Source organism: Amycolatopsis sp. lyj-109, from assembly GCF_046548995.1.
Taxonomy (GTDB): domain Bacteria; phylum Actinomycetota; class Actinomycetes; order Mycobacteriales; family Pseudonocardiaceae; genus Amycolatopsis.
Genome location: NZ_JAJPWR010000017.1, coordinates 79534 through 97172 on the forward strand (window position 1 = coordinate 79534; position 17639 = coordinate 97172).

A 17639-nucleotide genomic window follows, 5' to 3' on the forward strand; every position below is an offset into this window, starting at 1 on the left:
GGTCACCGTACCGGGGCGGCGCGCTCCCAGGGCCGTTCCGCGAGGAACCGCACGAGGTCCAGTCTCTTCAGGCGGAACGCGTCGAACCCGGCCAACGACCGGTCGGGCTGCCCGGCTTCGCGGAGCAGTTCGCGCAGCGCTTCCAGCGTCCGCTCGGCGTACCACCGCTGCTTCAGGCTCTCGAGGATCCGGTCGTGTTCCGGCAGTTCCAGGGACAGCAGGAACTCCCGGATGTGGATCAGCGGTTCGGACAACGGACGGTACGGTGCTTCTTCCTCGTGGACCAGTGCGACTTCGTCGTCGTCGAAGTCGGCGCAGCCCGCGTAGCGTTCGTAGACGGCTCCGAAGCCACGCATGCCCAGGTGGTGCATCTCCGCCGCGCGAATGGCTCCCATCGAACACAACCCCCAGACCGTCCAGCCCGCATCCAGTGCCTCGCGGATCTCCGCGTGCCCGACCGACGGATAGGCGTGGAAGGTGCCGTCGGCGATGGCGACCGTGCCGGGTCCGGTCGCGCGGACCAGGTCGCGCAGGTCGCCCCGCCGGACCGGGGGCCGGACGTCGATGCCGCCCGGCAACTGCAGTCCGTGGGCGGTGGGCCCCACGTAGAGCGTCAGCATCACCGGTCTCCCCGGGATTCGGCGAACCGGGCGAGCCGTGGGCCGACCCGGCGCAGGACCGGCCGGAACACCTCCAGGCCGGGCACGATCACGCGGACGACGGCCAGGGGGTCGTCCGGCAGGCTCAGCACCACCCGCAGCGCCTGGGACAACCCTCGGCGCCGCAAAGCAGCGGTGATCTCGTCGATCACCTCCGCCGGGCCGGCCGTGGCGATCGGTGGGCACACGATGTCGGAGTACCGGACCGTTCCGGTGGGGTCGAGCACCCGGGTGCGGGCCCCGGCGACCGTTTCGCGCTCGACGCCGGGTTCCTGCTGTGCGAAGTACTCGTGCCGGTTGACCAGGTCGTCGCGGCCGCCGTGGATGAACGACAGCCGGGACTGCGCCGCCTCGGCCAGCGCCCGGACGGCGGCGATTTCGGTGATCAGGTGCAGCCCGGCGCCGTGCGCGATCGTGATCGGCGCGTCGTCGGAGGGCTCCAGCACGAAACCGTCGAAGTAGGGGAAACCGAATTCGCCGGGCGTGTACCGCAGGACCGCCTCCAAGCCCGACGCGGCGAAGCGGTCCGCCAGCTGCCGCAGGTCGGGCCCGCACGAGCCGAGGTCGACCAGCCGGGAGTCGTCTCGCACGTAGTTGAACGACCGCACGTCGCGTTCCAGCAGCTCGAACAGCCCGTGCACGGTCGCTTCGGCCACCGAATTGCCCGAACAGAGCCCGTTCGAACCGGTCCCGAAGACGGCTTGCCCGTCGTCCGGCGGCATCGGGTTGAACACCAGTTCCGCCGGGATAAGCACCGGTTCGCCGGTGCCGATGTCGTGGGCACGGACGCACGCGATCGGCTCCTCGGGGGCGACGGGCCGCCCGAGCACCGGACACAGCTGGACGAACTCGAACCGGGCCGTGGCCTGGGCCTGGATCGCACGCGGGGTCGAGACCACGACTTCGACGTCGTTGTTGCGCGGTTCGGCTCTGGCGAACTCGATCGCCTCCATGTAGGCGCCGACGCGGGCTTCTTCCCGGTGCACCCCTTTGCCCGCGTTGACGCACAGCGTCCGGGAATCCGGGCGGATGGCGGCGAAGACGGGCACGCCGATGCAGTCCAGCCAGGTGGTGTCGGTGACCCGGACGATGCCCAGTCGCTCGGCCATCACCTGTGCCTTCGCCAGCGTCTCCGCCAGCGGCGCGATCCGAAGACTGGACGTCATGCGATACATCGATCCCCCTGGAAATGTTGTCCGGGAACCTGTTTCCGGCGTTCCGGAACGCCGGAAACAGGTGGCTCACCGCCGGGTCACCACCTGATCAAGAACTCGGTCGGATCGACGGAGTCCGCCTCGTGAAAGGCGTAGAAGCCCGCCCTGGCCGCGTGTTCGTCCGCCAGGACACGGGTGACGCGCTCGGTCACGCCGGAGTCCAGGGCGAAGCCGTCGGACACTGCACTCTTGTCGTTCATGGATTTCCCTCCCTTCGGTTCGTTCGCACTCGGACGGCGAACGTCTGCTACCGCTTGACCGTGCCTTCGCGCAGCCGGTCGATCATCCGGCGCGTGGCGTCCAGCGGGGACTCGGTTTCGCCGCCCACGGCCGGGGTGATCGCGTTGTTGCGCACCGCGATCTGCTCGTTCCACTCCGCCTGACCGGCGAAGGGGATCGTTTCGCCGGGGACGTAAGCCGGGTACTGGCGATAGGTGTTCGTCCCGTCGGCGGGCTTGCCGCGGACGAGGATCGGGTCGAGGTACAGGCCGTCGCTGAGGATCCGCGTGCTCGCCGGGATGTACCCGATGTCCAGGCCGCAGCGGCGGCGCGGTGAGGTGTTCGGCTCCGAGCAGTGCAGGATGTTCGGGTGGTGGATCTCGACGTCGCCCGGGTTGAGCTCGACGTCGACGATTCCCGCCCGCTCGGACCATTCGCGGACGAGGTCCTCCTCGGAGGAGGAGAACAGCATGTTCGGCGAGTCCGTCTTCCGCGTCGGCTGGTAGAGGGGCAGGCGATGGCTGCCGGGGATCACGCGCAGGCAGCCGTTCTCCCTCGTGCACTCGTCGACGGCGACCCACACCGTCAGCGCGTGCATCGGGTCGAGCTTCCAGTAGGCCCCGTCCTGGTGCCACAGCACCGGCTGCCCGTCGAACGGCGGCTTGCAGATGTAGTGGGCGGTGAAGCAGGCGATGTCCGGGCCGAGGAAGAACTCGGCGATGTCCACCAGACGGGGATCGGAGACGAGCCGTACCCAGAACGCGTCGTTGCGGATCAGCGGGTGGTGGAAGTGCTCCGGACGCAGGTCCGGGTAGCGCTCGGTGAGCCACGCGACGTGGGCTTTGGTCTCTTCGAGCAGGTCCGGCGGCACTGCGTTCCGGATGATGCTGAAACCCTGCTCCTCGTATTCCGCTGCTGCTTTCTCCAAAGTGTTCAACGGTGACTCCTTGACTTGCGGACGTGTGTTTCCTCCCCAGCGCCTCATTCGAGGATGAAATGCGCCAAGTACTGGTGTCCGGATCGGACGACGTCGGTCAGCCGCCACGGGGTCGGTCCGGCGAGGTCTGCCAGCTCGGGGACCGACAGCGTCAGGTAGTCGAACCACGAGGTCGCCACGACACCGTGGCGCAGGCGGAAGCGTTGCTGGCCGGGCAGCCGTCCGCGTTCCCGGTTCCGGTCGAGATAGGCCACGTGCCACGGGCTGCGCAGCGAGTACGGGTCGTTGGCGACCCCGAGCAGCTTGCCGCCGGGCGCCGTCACCGCGGCCAGCCTGGTGAGCAGGTCCGGCGCCTTCTCCCGGCTCTCCAACAGGCCGATGTTCTGGCCGCCCAGCAGAATGGTGTCGAAGCGGCCCAGCGTGGCGTCGACGTCCTGGACGGCCAGCTCGCGGACGTCCACCCCGCGCTCGCGCGCCACCGCCGCCGCACCCGCGGACGGTTCGATGCCGAGCACGTCGAGCCCGCGGTCCCGCAGGTGCAGTGCGTGGCGGCCCGGGCCGCACCCGACGTCGAGTACCCGCCCGGTCGCGCGCTCGGCGGCGGCCCGGTCCGGGACACCCCACCGTTCGAACGGCGCGAAGTACACCGACAGGTCGTTCACGATGAGCAGTCCGTCGTCGCGCTCCAGGGTTTCGTGACCCAGGCCGGTCACGACCGGCCGGTCCCGCCACGCCCGGGTGACCGCGTTGCCGAAAGCGTCCCCGATCGTCAGCTCGGTCAGCATCGACGTCATCGTTCGACCTCCCACTCCGCAGGCAGGGTCCGGTGCCCGGCCAGCGGCGACGTGAGCAGCACGACCAGCGGGCCGGTCATCACCAGCACGCCGAGCCACAGCGCGGCGGGCAGGGTCCACGCGCTCGCGACGAGGCCGCCGAGCAGCGCACCCAGGGGGGTCGCCCCTTGGGTGACCACGCTGTTGGCCGCCGATACGCGGCCCAGGAATTCGTTCGGCGTCACCCGGGCGCGAATGCCGGCCGCGGCCACGGACCGGCCGACGATGACGAACCCGATCAAGACCTCCGCCAGCCCGGCCAGCGGGATCGCCGCGGGCCGCAGGATCCCGGCCAGGGGAGCAGCCAGCACGGCGACCGGTGCCAACGCCGAAAACACCAGTGTCATCCGGACCTCGCCGAACCTGCGGCGCAGTTTCGGTGCCACCAGGGAGGCCACCACCCCGGCGATCGCGCCCGCCGTCGAGAGCAGGCCGAAGCCCCACGGCGGGATGGCGATGTCGCGCAGGAGGTACAGCGGGAACTGGGACAGCATGATCCCGGCCCCGAGGTTGATCAGCGCCGCCTGCGTGAGGAACACCCGCAGCAGCGGGTGGCCGAACAACATCCGGACGCCGGCGACGATCTCCCGGCGGAAGCTGCGCTGTGCGGGCGGTGCCGGGCTCTTGTCCTGGGGATGGAGCCGGCTCACCAGCAGCACGGAGCACAAGTGGGCCAGCGCGGCGAACAGGTAGAGCAGCGGCGCCGCGAAGGCTTGGGTCAGTGCGCCCGCCACGCCGGGCGACACCGCCTGGATCGTGTTCTCGGACGTCTGCAGCCGGGCGTTCGCGTCCGCGATGGCGCGTTTCGGCAGCAGATAGGGCAGCACGCTGGTGTGCGCGACGTCGAAGAACACGCTCGCGACGCTCACCACGAAGGCGACCACGACGAGCTGTGCCACCGACAGCACACCCAGCAGGTAGGCCGCCGGGACACTGCCGAACGCCACGACGTAGGCCAGGTCGGCCGAGATCAGCACCCGGCGCTTGGGCCACCGGTCCACCCACACCCCGGCCGGCAGCCCGAGCAGCAGGTAGCCCGAGCGGGCCGCGACGAACACCAGGCTCATGGCCAGCGGCCCGGCGCCCAGCAGCAGGACCGCCGTGATCGGCAGGGCGAACCCGGCGACCTGGGCCGCCGAGTACCGGAACCCGTTCGCGGCCCAGAGCCACCGGAACGCCGGGACCCGCAGGACCTCCACGTCTTCCGGGGTCACGCCCTCGGTGGCTGATCGCACTTCTTCCGTCCTTTTCTCAGCGGACCGGGACGAACCCGGCGACATCGTCCAGCGACGGCTGCGCGGCGAGGCCGGCCAGGCGGTTCCGGTCGGCCTTGCCGTTGGCGTTGCGGGGCAGTTCCCCGGCGACCGCGACGATCCGTTCGGGGATCATGTAGTGCGGGACCCGGTCGGCCAGCAATCGCGGCAACGCACGCGCGACCTCCTCGGGTGCGTCGACGAACGCGGTGATCACGGTGCTGACCACGGGCTGGGGTGTCGCCACCACGACGCATTCGCGGACACCGTCGACGGCGCGCAGGTGCCGCTCGATTTCGCCGAGCTCGACGCGGTAGCCCCGGGACTTGATCTGCCCGTCGCGCCGGCCGATGAACGCCAGCTCGCCGGTCTCGTCCGCCCGGACGTGGTCGCCGGTGGCGTACCACCGGCGGCCGTCCGCCGTACTGACGAACGCCCGTGCGGTGTCGTCCGGGTCGAGGTAGCCGGCCATCATCGTGGCCCCCCGGACGAGCAGCTCCCCGGGCTCGCCCGGTGCCACGGGAGTGCGGGCGGGATCGACGACGAGCACGTCGGTCCCGGGCAGCGGCCGGCCGATCGGGACCTCGCCCGCCGGCGGTATCTTCCGCGTTCGCAGCTCGTGGAACGTCGCGACGTTGCTCTCGGTCGGCCCGTAGACGTTCAGGAACCGGGCTCGGGGCCAGGCGTCGAGCAGGGCGTTCATGTCGGCGGGTTGCATCACCTCGCCGCCGAAGACGACCGCCCGGAGCGCGGTCAGCCCGGGCATCAGCTCGCGGCCGCGGCGGGTCAGCCACGCCATCGTCGAGGTCACCGCGTAGAGCACCGTGGCGCCGGCCTCGCGGCAGAACTCCAGGTAGGTCGCGGGAAAGGTGGCCGCGGTCGCCGGGACGAGCGCGACGGCGGCGCCGACCCGAGCGGCGCCGAACAGGTGCAGGGTCGACGGGTCGAAATGCAGCGGAGCCGAGTTGACGACGACGTCGCCGGTGGTCAGCTCCAGCTCGGCGACGGACCAGTCGACGAACGCCTGCGCGCTGCGGTGGGTGTGCACGACCCCCTTGGGGCGTCCCGTGCTGCCGGAGGTGTGCAGGACGTAGGCCAGATCCGGCAGCGCCGGCCGCGGCGCGGTGCCCGGGACGGCGAACCACAATGCGCCGGTCAGCGGCTGCCAGTCCAGGTCCGCGCCCGCTTCGGCCCACTGGTCGCGGGCGGCCGTGTCGACCACCAGGGCTCGCGGCCGGCAAGCCTCGACGATCAGCCGGGCCCGGGCGATCGGGCCGTCCGGGTCCACCGGCACGTACCCGGCCTTCGCCCGCAGGATGCCGTGGACCACCGCCACCGCGGTGGCGTTCTTCGCGCCGTGCCAGACCACGCAGTCGCCCTCGGCGACCCCGCGGGCGGTCAGCGCCTGGGCGATCGCTTCGGCGGCCGCGGCCAGCTCCGCGTACGTCAGGGTCGTGGCGCCGTCCAGCACCGCGGGCCGGTCGCCGTGGCGGTCCGCGGTCCTCCGGAGGTCGTCATCCAGCCTGTTCATCAGTACCCTTTGGCGGCCAGGAAAGCGCGGATCGCGGTGATGGTCTCGAAGTTGCGGGGCAGCACCTCGGTGTCGCGGATGCGGACGCCGAGGTCGTGCTCCAGGCGAGAGACGACCTTCAGCAGCGACAGCGAGTCGATGATGCGCTCGGCGATCAGCGGCAGGTCGTCGGTCAGCTCGATGCCCGGCGCGACGTCCTGCACCGCGCTTCGCACCGTGGTCAGTACGGTGTCTTGCGTTGTCACAATCCCAGCCCTTCGGCGATGATCTTGATCTGCATGTCGGAGGTTCCCGAGTAGTACCGGCTGGCGACCGCGTCGGCGGTCAGCTGTGCCACGCCGGTCTCGGGCAGCAGCGCGTAGCCACCGTACACATCGGACAGTTCGGCGCAGAAGCTGCCGAACTCGCTGCTCACCAGGAGTTTGGTCAACGACGATCGGGCGTGATCCAGCGTGCCCGCGTCCGCCTGCCGCGCCGTGCCGTGGAGGATCTCGCGCGCGGTGGTCAGGCTCAGGTGCATGCGCACGATCCGGGCGCGGATGGTGTCGTACGAGGAGAGCGGTCCGCCGCCTTGCTCGCGGGTCTTGACGTGCTCGACGGCCCGGCGCACCGCGCGGGCCATCAGGCCGAGCACCGGAGCCAGGATGAACGCCCGCTCGATACGCATGGCGCGCATCAGCACCGCGAACCCGCCGCCGGCACCGCCGAGGCACGCTGCCGCGGGCACGATGACGTCGTCCAGGTGCAGGGTGCTCAGCTTGGCGCCGGGCAGGGCGGACTTCTCGATGTCCGGGCCGACGGTCAGGCCCGCCGCGGACTTCGGGACCAGGAACGCGCTGAGCGCGCCCAGCGGGTTTCCCTCGCCGCTTCGTGCGAGCACGAGGAAAAGGTCGGCGATCGGGCCGTTGGTGACGAACATCTTGGTGCCGTCGAGAGACCACGAGCCGGAGTCCGACTGCTTCGCCGTGGTCCGCAACGACAGCAGGTCCGATCCGGCGTCGTACTCGGTGGCCGCGAAGGCACCGATCAGTTCTCCGGACATCGCGGCATCGAGGTACGCGGAGCGCTGCTCGGCCGTCCCGAACGCCGCCAGCGGATCCTGGCAGGCCCACAGGTGGGCGGACATCGCGAACGGCAGGCCGGACTCCCCGGTCTCCTCGGCGATCGCCTCCATCGCCCGGCAGGTCGCCTCGTAGCCGGCGCCGGCGCCGCCGAACTCGGTGCCCACCGGCAGGGAAAACAGGCCCTGTGCGCCCGCGCTGCGCCAGGCGCCGGGGCGGTCCGCGGCGTGCGCGGCCCAGGTGCGCAGCCCCGCGAGCCAAGTGGTGTACTCACGGCCTTCGGGCACGGTCATCGGCGTACGTCCTCGGAGACGGCCCACTTGAACGCGTGGTGGGATTCGACGAGCCCGAACCGCGCCATCGCCGAGGGCCGGTATTCGGGTGGGGTGAGGGCGATCAGCTCGACCCGGCGTCCCGCGCCCAGCGATTCCGACAGCCAGCCGAAGATGTCCTCCGTGACGCCGTGCCCGCGGAAGCGCGCGCGGATCTTCATGTCGTGCAGGAGGACCCGTGGGGCGGCACCCGGGCGGATCCGGCCGAGCTCGGTCAGCGAGAACGCCGCGACCGGCTCGCCGGCCAGTTCGGCGACGTAGTGCGTGGTGCCCGATACCGGGGTCGCCAGCCGGGCCGTGAGTTCGGTGGTCTCGCCGTGGGGGTGGAACAGCCGCAGCGCGCCGGTGTCCTCGGGCGTGGCCGGGCGGACCACGCATGATCCGCTAACCACCGGCCACCGCCGACATGATCAGAACGCTGCTGCGCGGCGGCACCGTCAGGCCGTCGGCCGGCAGGTCGCGGACGTTGTCCTCGCCCAAGTAGATGCTGACGAACGGCAGGACCTTCCCGGCGCCGTCGACGAGCCGCTTCTGCAACTGCGGGTGGCGGGTGTGGATCTGGGCGAGCACTTCGTCCAGAGTTCCACTGTGGACGGTGAAGTTCCGTTCGTTCGCCGCGAAGCGCGCCAGCGGCGCCGAAAGGGTTACCTGGACGTCGGACATGCGCTGTTCCTTTCGCTCGCGGCGATTCCACGGTGGGCTTCCCAGTCGTGTTTCGCTTCCGCCAGCTGGGTTTCGTAGTCGGCGTCGGAGATGAACCCGTGGCCGCGGCCGTCACGCAGGATTCGCGCCCGGACGTTCGGCTGCCCGTCGAGGGCGGCCATGATCGGCTTCAGGTGCTTCAGGCCGAAGTAGGAGTCCTTCTCCGACAGCATCGCGTGCAGGTACTTGTCGCCGGACCAGTGTTCGAGCACGCTGGTCGTGACCTCGGGCGAGCCCCAGCCGGGCAGCCCGAGGTAGGGGACGGCTTCGCGGTGCCACTGCGGCAGGATCACCGGGTCGTTGTGCGGCGAGACGACGAACGCGAGCCCTTCGCCCTCGGAACGCACGCAGTACCGGAGTGCGGCGTACCCGCCCGAGGAGAGCCCGTGCCACACGGTGCCGCGCAACCCGAACCGAGCCAGCAGCTCCTGCTGCAGCTCGAAGATCCGGGGCCGGAACTCGTCCTCGCCCAGCAGGAACCAGCCACAGCCCGAGTCCGGGGTGACGAAGTGGATCGGGTCGGACAGGAACAGGCACACCGCGTCCTGCCAGCCGCGCCACTGCTTGCGCGCGAACACCGGGGGCACGTGCCGCTCGATCGCGCTGAAGCCGTGGAACAGGACGTGCAGGTACGGGTCCGCCGGCTCCTCGGGCTCGTTGACCAGGTACTCGAGCCGGTAGCCCGCCCGGTGGATGAACCGGTCACGCCGGGTGCTCACATCGACCTCCCCCTCAGCCGAGGTAGTGCTTCGTGAAACTTCTGGGCACGATCGCCGGGAACAGCAGCACGGTTCGCCGCGGTGGCGGCTGACTCGCGCGGGTGCTCGGCACCAGCTCGCCGTCGCCCGGTTCGACCACTCTGGGCGCCAGCGTGGCGCCGTACCGGTTGGCCGTGGCTTCGAGCCGGCGGACGACGGATTCGTGCACGGCGTTCTCCGGCCTGGTCGCCTGGTACAGGAACTCGGGCCGGACGGCGTCCAGCAACGGAGCCGGGATCCGGTCCGGCAGCGTGAGCACGTAGTACCGGGGCCAGTCGGCGAGCAGGCGGCGTTGCAGCCACGACCGGCCGAACGGCCGCAGGCTGGAGAACATCGCGAAGCTCCACTCGAGTTTCGCGCCGGTCAGCACCAGCGCGAAGTTCACGGCGAACAGCGCGCCGACGAGGACGTGCACCAGCGTGCCGGTCCAGTCCGCCCGGCCGGCGGGCGCCCCGAGCGCGATCGCGCACACGGCACCGAACGTCGCACCCTGGAAGAGGTCCTTGGCGAGGAAGCCCGGCGTCCGGCCGCCGGCCGCCGAGCGGCCGAGCAGCACCGCGAACGCCGCGGACACCGGGATCGCGGCCCACCAGCCGCTGCTCACCGGCGGCACCGCCACCCCACCGGGCCCGGCGGCCAAAGCGATCGCCCACAGCACCATGGCCACGGTCGAAAACCCGAAGTTGCCGGAGACGCCGAAGGCCAGGTGCATCGCGACGGCCAGCACCAGGCCCACCCGAGCGAGACCGGGATCGAGCAGGCACAGGCCGGTGCCGAACTCGGCGAGGATCACCAGCACGGGCACCGGCCGCAGCAGCGCCGGTGGCACGCGCAGGCCGAGAAGGCCCAGGTAGAAGCGGGTGACGACGCGGCCGGCGCTGCGTGCCGTGCACAGGTATTCCGGGTTGAGCTTGAACAGCGCCGCCGAGAAGTAGAGCCCGGCCAGCAGATCCCTCGCGACCACGGCGTGCGCCGACGGCGGCGCGAACGCCAGCACGACGAGGGTCACCACGCCGAGCCAGCAGTGGTTGGCCAGCCGTCGCTGGACCGTGCCCAGCCAGCACAACACGCACGCCAGCGCCACGAGCGGTCCGGCGGACCCCGGGAGCGCGACGACGGCCGCCAGCGCCGCCGGGAGCGCGACGACCTGGCCCGTCCAGGTCAGCCAGGCCGGCGCGCCGACGGCGAAGACCGGGGCGTAGCTGAGGTGTGCCCCCTGGAAACCCTGTTCCCACAGCCGGCCGAGCTGGTGGGCCAGCAGGCCCGCGACGACCAGCGCAGGTGGTCCGAGTGCGGTCATCCGGCGTCCCCATCAGGCAGCGAGCATCCGGCCGTCGGTGTACACCAGCCCGGGGCAGACCACCTTGACCACGTGGAACAGCTCCGGCCTGGTCGACAGGTCGACCACGAGCGGAGTGCGGGCGGTCGCCGACTCGATCCGGGCCGTGGCTTTCGCGAGCTCTTCCTCCCAGCCATCGAACCCCTCCGGGTACTCGTGCCGAACTTCGGCGAGCGGTGTGGTGCCGGGCCGGAAGCCCGGGTCCGCGGTCGCGGCGGCGTCCATGGCGAAGTCGGACGGGATGTCGTCCCTCGTCGAGGTGATTTCGGTCAGCCGGCTCTGTACCGCTTCGGTGATCGCCCGCGACAGCGCGACGCTCGGGTCCGGGTGGGTACCGGAGCCCGAACAGACGACCGGGAACAGCGGGGACCAGACCCGGGCGGCGAACGTCGGCAGCCCGAACCGGTTGCGCAGGTGGACGAGCTCGAACTCGGCGCCCGCGGTGCGCAGCCGGTCCAGCAGTGCGGTCAGGTGCGGATCGTCGATGGCCGCCGGGTCCAGGTGCTGTCCCGCGGCTGTGGTCGTCAGCACGTCTCGTTCGACGGCCTCGCAGAGCGCGTGCAGGCACGCTTCGGCGAAGGTGTTGCCCGAGGCGAGCCCGGTGCTGCTCGTCTGGAAGATCCGCGGCCGCCGGAAGTGCTCGCCGCTGTAGGAGAGCCGGACGACGTCGAGCGGTACCGGCACTTCGGCCCCGCCGGCCAGGGACCGGGCGGTGAGCCACTGCAGGGGGAGAGCGTCCAGGGCCAGGCCGGTGTCCCGGACGTTCAGGTCGGTGAGGCGGTAGGGCAGGTCCAGCCGGCCCGGAAGCTCGGTGAAGGACCGCGGCGCGGGCCGTTCGGCGTGCCACAGCTCGATCGACTCCAGGACCGCGGACAGCTTCGCCAGGAGCGGGGTGGCGCCCTTGCCCTGGGACACCGCCAGCGTCTCGGACTCCGGCCGGATCGCGATGAAGACCGGGATGCCGATGTCGTCGAGCCGGGTCACGTCGGCGACCCGGGTGATGCCGAACTCCGTCAGCAAGGGCTCGACGCGGGCCCAGGTGGTTTCGGGAGCCACGGCCCGGTGGGTTCCCGGCACCAGCGTGTCAGACACCGGCAGGCTCCTTTGCGTCGGTGAGGTACCCGATCACGAAGGGACGCAGAGCGGCTCCGGCTTGGCGCAGGGACAGCAGTCCGCGACGGCCGCATTCGGCAGCGGGCTCCCGTCCCGGCCAGATCTCGGCGAGCAGCCGGGCACACGTCGCCTCCGGGATCTGCGTCAAGCTGCGATCGGGGTGTTCGGCCAGGTGCCGCCGGGTCGCCGTGAGCCAGGCCTCGGCGGTCGAGCGGTCTTCGGCGGTTTCGCCGGCCAGGAGCAGTTCCCGCTGCCGCCGGTTGCCGAGGTCCGGAAGCGGGCGGATGACGGCGGTGACCCGGTGGTGCGAGGCCGCGTCGGCGAGCCAGTCCCGCGCCTGCGGCCCCAGCGTCGCGCGCACGTGTGCGGTGAAGTCCCCCGGCTCGTGGCTGCGGTGCAGGAAGTCCCACCACACCGCGGGAAAATCGGAGTTGAACAGCTGCTGGTACGCCAGCCGGTGGTGGGGCGCCGGCCGGTGGTCGTCGGTGGCGAACCGGGACCGCCAGCGACGGTGGTACTCGGTGCGCCAGTCCCGGGTGCGCGCGCCGGCCGGCTCAGCGTGCGGAAGATCCCGGGTACCCGCGAGCCGGACCGCCTCGAGGGTGTCGCGGCGTTTCTGGTCGAAGGCCGCCGGATCGTCGTCCCAGCGGGTGCGGCACCAGCGGGCGAACCGCTCCGCGCCGGCGCTCTCCGCGACGGCGAGAACTCGTGCGGGTGTCCGCGTCGGGTAGTACACGTCCTCCCAGGCCGCCATCAGGCCCATGGCCACCGAGGACTCGATGACGCCTTCGTCTTCGGCGGCGAGGACCGCGGCGTAAAGATTGACGAGGGGCACGTTCACCCCGGCGCGCGAACCGGCTTCGGCGTGGGCGACGGCCACCGCGTCGTCTCCGTCGAACACGCCGTCCCGGTACCACCGGTAGACCTGCCCGATACCGGTCATGCCGGTACCCGGCAGCTCGGCGGCGCGGAGCGCACCGATGCTTGCGGCCCCCAGGACCTGCACGCCGCGGGCCAGGGCGTCAAGAATTTCCTTGTGCCGCAACGCAAGTCGATGGTGGTAAGTGCCGTCGACGATGACGACGGTGTCTCCGGCGCCGATGTCCGGCGAGAACAGGTCGCCGTGCTCGACCGGCCCGTGCAGGACGGCGTCCGGCCGGTGGTGCAGCAGAAGAGGTTCGGGGCACGACGGCCCGGCGAACACGTGAACAGCCCCCATGCCCCGCCCCCCACTACTGCTCAGTCGCTCCGAACCCGCCACGCGGGCCCAGCGGTACGAGTTCGGAAAACCGTGCGCTGACGCCAGGACGTCAGTCCTTGACCTCGCTGTCGGTGATGGTCAGCGGGGTGTCGCCGAAGAGCGTCTCGAAGTTGTCCTTCGTGAGTTCCTCGACCGCGCTCGGTGCTTCGTGCATCTCGCGGGTTTCTGCAGGCATGGCTTCTCCCATCGATGACTTACAAGGAAAAGGGTCATGGGTGCAATAACCTTCGATTAGAGCCGGTTTTCGAAACAACCAACCCCCGAAGAGACCCGCCTCGATGACCCCATTCGAGGCTTGATCAAAAACGAAGCTACCACAGCCTTCGGTGATCGTCTAGCGAGATTGGTGGACGATCCGAAAGTTCCCAACAACGGTTCGAATGTCCGATATGACGGGTCATAAAACCGACATTCCGAAGTGTTTGCTACGCCGAGTATTGGTTTCGGCCGGGCGTTGATCCAACCGGGTGATCATGGGCTTTCGGTCGGTGTGACCGGCGCGTGTTTGACGATCATCCACCTGCTGTGCCAGGCTCGATGGCACGGGGACGAAGGTGAAGTCGTTCGCTCAGGGGGAAATGTGGTCGGTTTCGCGGATATTCTGGCGCCACTGGACGTGGCTGATTTCCTGCAGGGTCACTGGCCTGGACGCGCGTTTGTGCGACCCGCCGGACCAACGGATTTCGATCTGACGACCGAAATCCCTGAGCTGGCCGACGCGGCCCGGACGCTGGAGGCTTTCGGGCATCCGGTGTCGTTGCTACGAAAGAACGGGCCACACGCATCGGTGCCCACCGGCCGAGACGCCCTGCCCGCACTCCGCGCCGGTTTCACCTGCTATCTGCGCCGCGTCGAGCGCGCCTTTCCGGCCCTGCCGGACCTGCTCGGCGACGCGTGCCGGTGGCTGGGTCTGCCACCCGGCTCGATGACGGCGGAGATCTTCTGCTCGAGCGGCGAAAGCGGCGTCGCCATGCACAGCGACTTCGACGTCAACTTCGCGTTCCTGCTTTCCGGGCGGAAGCGGTGGAAGCTCGCGGAGAACACCAGCATCGTCAACCAGACGAGCATGTGCTTCGCGGGCGACCGGACCCAGCCGGATCCGGCGCAGCTCGGGTACGCCGACCACCCGTTCCCGGTGACCATGCCCGCCGACGCGACCGAGGTGACCGTCGAGGGGGGTGGTCTGGTCTTCGTTCCCCGGGGGTGGTGGCACGAGACGTACTCGTCGGGTGACTGCCTCCAGCTCAACCTCGTGATCAAGGGGCCGTACTGGGTGAACGTCCTGGGCAGCGCGCTCAAGAACCACCTGCTCGCGGATCCGGGCTGGCGCGGCTACGCGTACGGGATCGCCGGAGAGGGCTCCCGGCGGGAAGAGGCGGTCGAGACGTTCGCCGGGCTGCTCGCCGGCCTCCGCGGCACCCTGCTGAGCGAAGATCCGCGGGCGCTGGCCGAACGGTTGCTGGCCGAGCTCGACGCGGAGACCCTGACGACCGGCTCCACCCGGCAGTCCGCCCAGCGCGCCGACCGCTGAGTTCTGCAGGTGTGGCCGGAGGAATTTCACCATGACGACGTCTTGCGGTTGACCGCGTCCCACCCGCGTGCTCACTCCACGGCAGCCGCACCCGAATCGTAGTTCCCGCATTCCGCGGTGATCTCGGCCGTCGCCTGCGCCGCCGCGAAGAAGTCTTCGGCCAGCGGCGAGGTGCGTGCTGCCGCCACGGCGAGGCACACCTGGTCGGGCGCGAGTTCCGGGATGGGTACGTAGCTGATGTCCGGACGCGAGTAGAACACGGTCGCCGAACGCCCCACGAACGAGATGCCCCGGCCGGCCGCGACGTGCTCGAGCGTCTCCTCCACCCCGCGCACCCGCAGCCCGGAGTCGGCGTGCGGGCGCCGGGTGGGCTGCGTGCCCGGGCCGGCGTGCCAGACCACCGGTTCGCCGGCCAGATCGGCCTCGGTGACCTCCTCCTTGCCGGCCAACCGGTGGCCGGCGGGCAGCACCACCATGAGCGGCTCGGTGTACAGGGGAGTCAGGCGCAGGCCGGTTTCGTCGATGGGCAGCCGCACATAGCCGACGTCGACGCGGCCGTCGAGCAGCATCGGGGCCTGGTCGTCCCATTCCATCCGCTGCACGTCCACGACCACGTCCGGATGCCGGGCCTCGAACACCCGTGTCGCCGGGATGGCCGGGATGCCGGCCCGGAAGCCGACCACCAGCCGCCGGCTGCCGCGGGCGGCCACGGCCACCCGGCGGCGGACCGCGTGCGCGGAGGCGAGCAGCGGACCGGCGTCGGCGAGCAGTTGCCGGCCCGCGTCGGTCAGCTCCACGCCGTGGCGATCCCTGGTGAACAGCGAGGCGCCGAGATCCTGCTCCAGCGCGCGGATCTGGCGGCTGAGCGCGGGCTGCGCGATGTGCAGCTCGTCGGCGGCCCGGCCGAAGTGCAACCGATCGGCCACGGCGACGAAGTAGCGCAGCTTGCGCAGGTCCAGATCCATGGATCCTCCCGGGCCGGTGATGCCTTCAGGTTATCACCACGACCGAAAGAAGTCTTGGACGCCGGATCGGGCCGGTGGCATCGTCAATGGGGACGAGCGAATTCGACCCAGGAATTCGACCCAGTAATTCGACCTCGGAATTGCGGGCAGCACTTGTCGCGCCACCTCATTCACAAGGAGCAGTAGCGTGCGCGTTTTCGTCACCGGCGGGACCGGCCACGCCGGTTCGCACATCATCCCCGAGCTCATCGCCGCCGGGCACGAGGTCACCGGCCTGGCCCGGTCGGACGCGGCTGCCGCGGCGGTGTCCGCGCTCGGCGCGAAGGTGCGCCGCGGCGACCTCGAGGACCTCGACGGGCTCAAGGCGGCGGCCGCGGATTCCGACGGCGTCATCCACGTCGCGCACCGGCAGGACCTGCTCCCCTCCGGCGGGATCGACGCCGTGGCCGCCGCGGAGCTCCCGATCGTGCTCGCGTACGGCGAAGCGCTCGCGGGAACCGGAAAACCGCTGGTCGCGGCCGGGAGCATCGGCTCGCCCGGGAACCTGGGCCGCCCGGTCACCGAGGAGGACCCGGCCCTTCCCGGCGGCGACGAGTACCAGGGCACCCTGCGGGTGCGCAACGTCGTGGAAACCGCCGTGGTCGGCCTCGCCGGGCGGGGAGTGCGGTCTTCGGTCGTGCGGATCGCCAACATCGCGCACAGCACGACCGATCGGGCCGGCTTTCTCGTGCAGCTGATCGCGCTGGCCAAGGAGAAGGGCTTCGCCGGCTACCCCGGAGACGGCGCGAACCTGTGGAACGCCGTGCACGTCCGCGATGCCGCCTCCGTGTTCCGCCTGGCGCTGGAGAAGGGGCCGGCCGGCCGGTATTGGCACGCGGTCGGGGACGGCGGCATCCCGCTGCGCGAGATCGCCGAGGCCATCGGCAGCCGCCTGGGTCTGCCCGCCGTGAGCGTTCCCGCGGACGTACTGATGGTGCCGGGATACTTCGGTTTCCTCGCGAACATCGTCACCCAGAGCTACCCGGCGGCCAACCTCGTCACCCGCCGGACCCTCGGCTGGGAACCCGCTCGGCCCGGCCTGCTCGCCGATTTGGACAACGGCCATTACTTCTCCGCCCGCTGACACTGCGGCCGGAGCAGAATCGCAAAGATTTTCGGATACCCCTCAATTCGACGGAGTGATCGTGGGAAAGCTCGATGGCAAGGTAGCGGTGATCACCGGCGGATCCACCGGCATGGCACTGGCCGGCGCCAAACTGTTCGTCGAAGAAGGAGCGCACGTCTTCATCCAGGCCCGGCGGCAGGAAGCACTGGACGCCGCCGTCGAGCTGATCGGCGGCAACGTCACCGCCGTCCAGGGTGACGCGGCCGACCTGGCCGACCTGGACCGCCTGTACGACACCGTCAAGCGGGAAAAGGGCTCGATCGACGTGCTGTGGGCCAGCGCCGGGATGGGCGAACCCGCGCCCCTCGGCGAGATCACCGAGGAACAGTTCCACCGCACCTTCTGGCTCAACGCGCGGGGCACCCTGTTCACCGTGCAGAAGGCACTGCCGCTGCTCAACGACAACGGCTCGATCCTCATGACCGGCTCCAACGCCTCCCTCGGCGCCTTCCCCGGCTGGAGCCTCTACGCGGGAAGCAAAGCCGTCCAGCAGGCCTGGGCGCGCGTCTGGCTCAACGAACTGCGCGACCGCAGGATCCGGGTCAACGTCCTGACCCCCGGCCAGGTCGCCACCGCCAAACAGGAAGAACTGTTCGACGAGGCGACCAGGGCCGCATTCGAGTCGCTCATCCCCCGCGGGGAAATGGGCCGCCCCGAAGAAATCGCCACCGTCGCCCTGTTCCTCGCCTCCGACGACTCCAGCTACGTCAACGGCCTGGAACTGGTCACCGACGGCGGCACCACCGCCATCTGAACCACCCACGAG

21 protein-coding genes are annotated in these 17639 nt (G+C 70.5%); 3 read left to right on the plus strand and 18 right to left on the minus strand.

Going from position 1 to position 17639, the window contains the following annotated elements; translation table 11 throughout:
* Nucleotides 1-2: 2 nt before the first annotated feature.
* The 17 genes from ACLJQF_RS32825 to ACLJQF_RS32905 all read right to left on the minus strand — a co-directional run bounded on the left by ACLJQF_RS32825 (nt 3) and on the right by ACLJQF_RS32905 (nt 13960).
* On the minus strand, nt 3-620 hold the full coding sequence (locus tag ACLJQF_RS32825; protein ID WP_410614218.1) for a TfuA-like protein: 618 nt from the start codon (nt 618-620) through the stop codon (nt 3-5).
* Entirely contained in the window at nt 620-1825 is a 1206-nt protein-coding gene (locus ACLJQF_RS32830) for a YcaO-like family protein (protein WP_410614219.1), read from the minus strand. Before ACLJQF_RS32830 ends, ACLJQF_RS32825 begins: the two co-directional genes overlap by 1 nt.
* 86 nt (nt 1826-1911) lie before the next feature.
* Complete coding sequence (locus tag ACLJQF_RS32835; RefSeq protein WP_410614220.1) at nt 1912-2073, minus strand: hypothetical protein; 162 nt, start codon at nt 2071-2073, stop codon at nt 1912-1914.
* Between the two features lie 47 nt (nt 2074-2120).
* Nucleotides 2121-3029, minus strand: coding sequence for a phytanoyl-CoA dioxygenase family protein (locus tag ACLJQF_RS32840; RefSeq protein WP_410614221.1), 909 nt, complete (start codon nt 3027-3029; stop codon nt 2121-2123).
* A gap of 44 nt (nt 3030-3073) precedes the next feature.
* On the minus strand, nt 3074-3823 hold the full coding sequence (locus tag ACLJQF_RS32845) for a class I SAM-dependent methyltransferase (RefSeq protein ID WP_410614222.1): 750 nt from the start codon (nt 3821-3823) through the stop codon (nt 3074-3076).
* Nucleotides 3820-5097, minus strand: a complete 1278-nt coding sequence (locus ACLJQF_RS32850) for an MFS transporter (RefSeq protein WP_410614223.1) — start codon at nt 5095-5097, stop codon at nt 3820-3822. The genes ACLJQF_RS32845 and ACLJQF_RS32850 overlap by 4 nt, the downstream gene beginning before the upstream one ends.
* 16 nt (nt 5098-5113) lie before the next feature.
* Entirely contained in the window at nt 5114-6646 is a 1533-nt protein-coding gene (locus ACLJQF_RS32855; RefSeq protein WP_410614224.1) for an amino acid adenylation domain-containing protein, read from the minus strand.
* A complete protein-coding gene (locus tag ACLJQF_RS32860) occupies nt 6646-6861 on the minus strand; it encodes an acyl carrier protein (RefSeq protein WP_410614225.1) in 216 nt (71 codons plus the stop codon). The genes ACLJQF_RS32855 and ACLJQF_RS32860 overlap by 1 nt, the downstream gene beginning before the upstream one ends.
* Nucleotides 6862-6887: 26 nt before the next feature.
* Nucleotides 6888-8000 carry an acyl-CoA dehydrogenase family protein gene (locus ACLJQF_RS32865; protein WP_410614226.1) on the minus strand — a complete coding sequence of 371 codons (1113 nt, stop codon included), beginning with the start codon at nt 7998-8000 and terminating at the stop codon, nt 6888-6890.
* On the minus strand, nt 7997-8413 hold the full coding sequence (locus ACLJQF_RS32870) for a hypothetical protein (protein ID WP_410614227.1): 417 nt from the start codon (nt 8411-8413) through the stop codon (nt 7997-7999). Before ACLJQF_RS32870 ends, ACLJQF_RS32865 begins: the two co-directional genes overlap by 4 nt.
* 10 nt (nt 8414-8423) lie before the next feature.
* The gene (locus ACLJQF_RS32875) at nt 8424-8702 is read right to left on the minus strand and encodes a hypothetical protein (RefSeq protein WP_410614228.1); all 279 of its coding nucleotides are present in this window, start codon (nt 8700-8702) and stop codon (nt 8424-8426) included.
* Nucleotides 8684-9460 carry a hypothetical protein gene (locus ACLJQF_RS32880; protein WP_410614229.1) on the minus strand — a complete coding sequence of 259 codons (777 nt, stop codon included), beginning with the start codon at nt 9458-9460 and terminating at the stop codon, nt 8684-8686. The genes ACLJQF_RS32875 and ACLJQF_RS32880 overlap by 19 nt, the downstream gene beginning before the upstream one ends.
* A gap of 13 nt (nt 9461-9473) precedes the next feature.
* Entirely contained in the window at nt 9474-10799 is a 1326-nt protein-coding gene (locus tag ACLJQF_RS32885) for a hypothetical protein (RefSeq protein WP_410614230.1), read from the minus strand.
* Nucleotides 10800-10811: 12 nt separating this feature from the next.
* Entirely contained in the window at nt 10812-11930 is a 1119-nt protein-coding gene (locus ACLJQF_RS32890) for a YcaO-like family protein (protein WP_410614231.1), read from the minus strand.
* Nucleotides 11923-13170 carry a TfuA-like protein gene (locus ACLJQF_RS32895; protein WP_410614232.1) on the minus strand — a complete coding sequence of 416 codons (1248 nt, stop codon included), beginning with the start codon at nt 13168-13170 and terminating at the stop codon, nt 11923-11925. The genes ACLJQF_RS32890 and ACLJQF_RS32895 overlap by 8 nt, the downstream gene beginning before the upstream one ends.
* 91 nt (nt 13171-13261) lie before the next feature.
* Nucleotides 13262-13387: a hypothetical protein gene (locus ACLJQF_RS32900; RefSeq protein WP_360271263.1), complete on the minus strand. Its 126-nt coding sequence runs from the start codon at nt 13385-13387 to the stop codon at nt 13262-13264.
* Between the two features lie 393 nt (nt 13388-13780).
* Nucleotides 13781-13960 carry a hypothetical protein gene (locus ACLJQF_RS32905; RefSeq protein WP_410614233.1) on the minus strand — a complete coding sequence of 60 codons (180 nt, stop codon included), beginning with the start codon at nt 13958-13960 and terminating at the stop codon, nt 13781-13783.
* A 39-nt stretch (nt 13961-13999) separates the two neighbouring features.
* On the opposite strand from ACLJQF_RS32905, the gene ACLJQF_RS32910 reads away from it, so the two are divergent.
* Nucleotides 14000-14743 (plus strand): cupin-like domain-containing protein, encoded by a 744-nt coding sequence (locus ACLJQF_RS32910; RefSeq protein WP_410614234.1) that lies wholly within the window; start codon nt 14000-14002, stop codon nt 14741-14743.
* A 71-nt stretch (nt 14744-14814) separates the two neighbouring features.
* Here ACLJQF_RS32910 and ACLJQF_RS32915 read toward each other — a convergent pair whose 3' ends face one another.
* Nucleotides 14815-15708, minus strand: a complete 894-nt coding sequence (locus ACLJQF_RS32915; protein ID WP_410614235.1) for a LysR family transcriptional regulator — start codon at nt 15706-15708, stop codon at nt 14815-14817.
* A 187-nt stretch (nt 15709-15895) separates the two neighbouring features.
* On the opposite strand from ACLJQF_RS32915, the gene ACLJQF_RS32920 reads away from it, so the two are divergent.
* Together ACLJQF_RS32920 and ACLJQF_RS32925 are read left to right on the plus strand one after the other, a co-directional pair.
* The gene (locus ACLJQF_RS32920; RefSeq protein WP_410614236.1) at nt 15896-16831 is read left to right on the plus strand and encodes an SDR family oxidoreductase; all 936 of its coding nucleotides are present in this window, start codon (nt 15896-15898) and stop codon (nt 16829-16831) included.
* Between the two features lie 61 nt (nt 16832-16892).
* Complete coding sequence (locus ACLJQF_RS32925) at nt 16893-17627, plus strand: SDR family NAD(P)-dependent oxidoreductase (RefSeq protein ID WP_410614237.1); 735 nt, start codon at nt 16893-16895, stop codon at nt 17625-17627.
* Nucleotides 17628-17639: the final 12 nt, after the last annotated feature.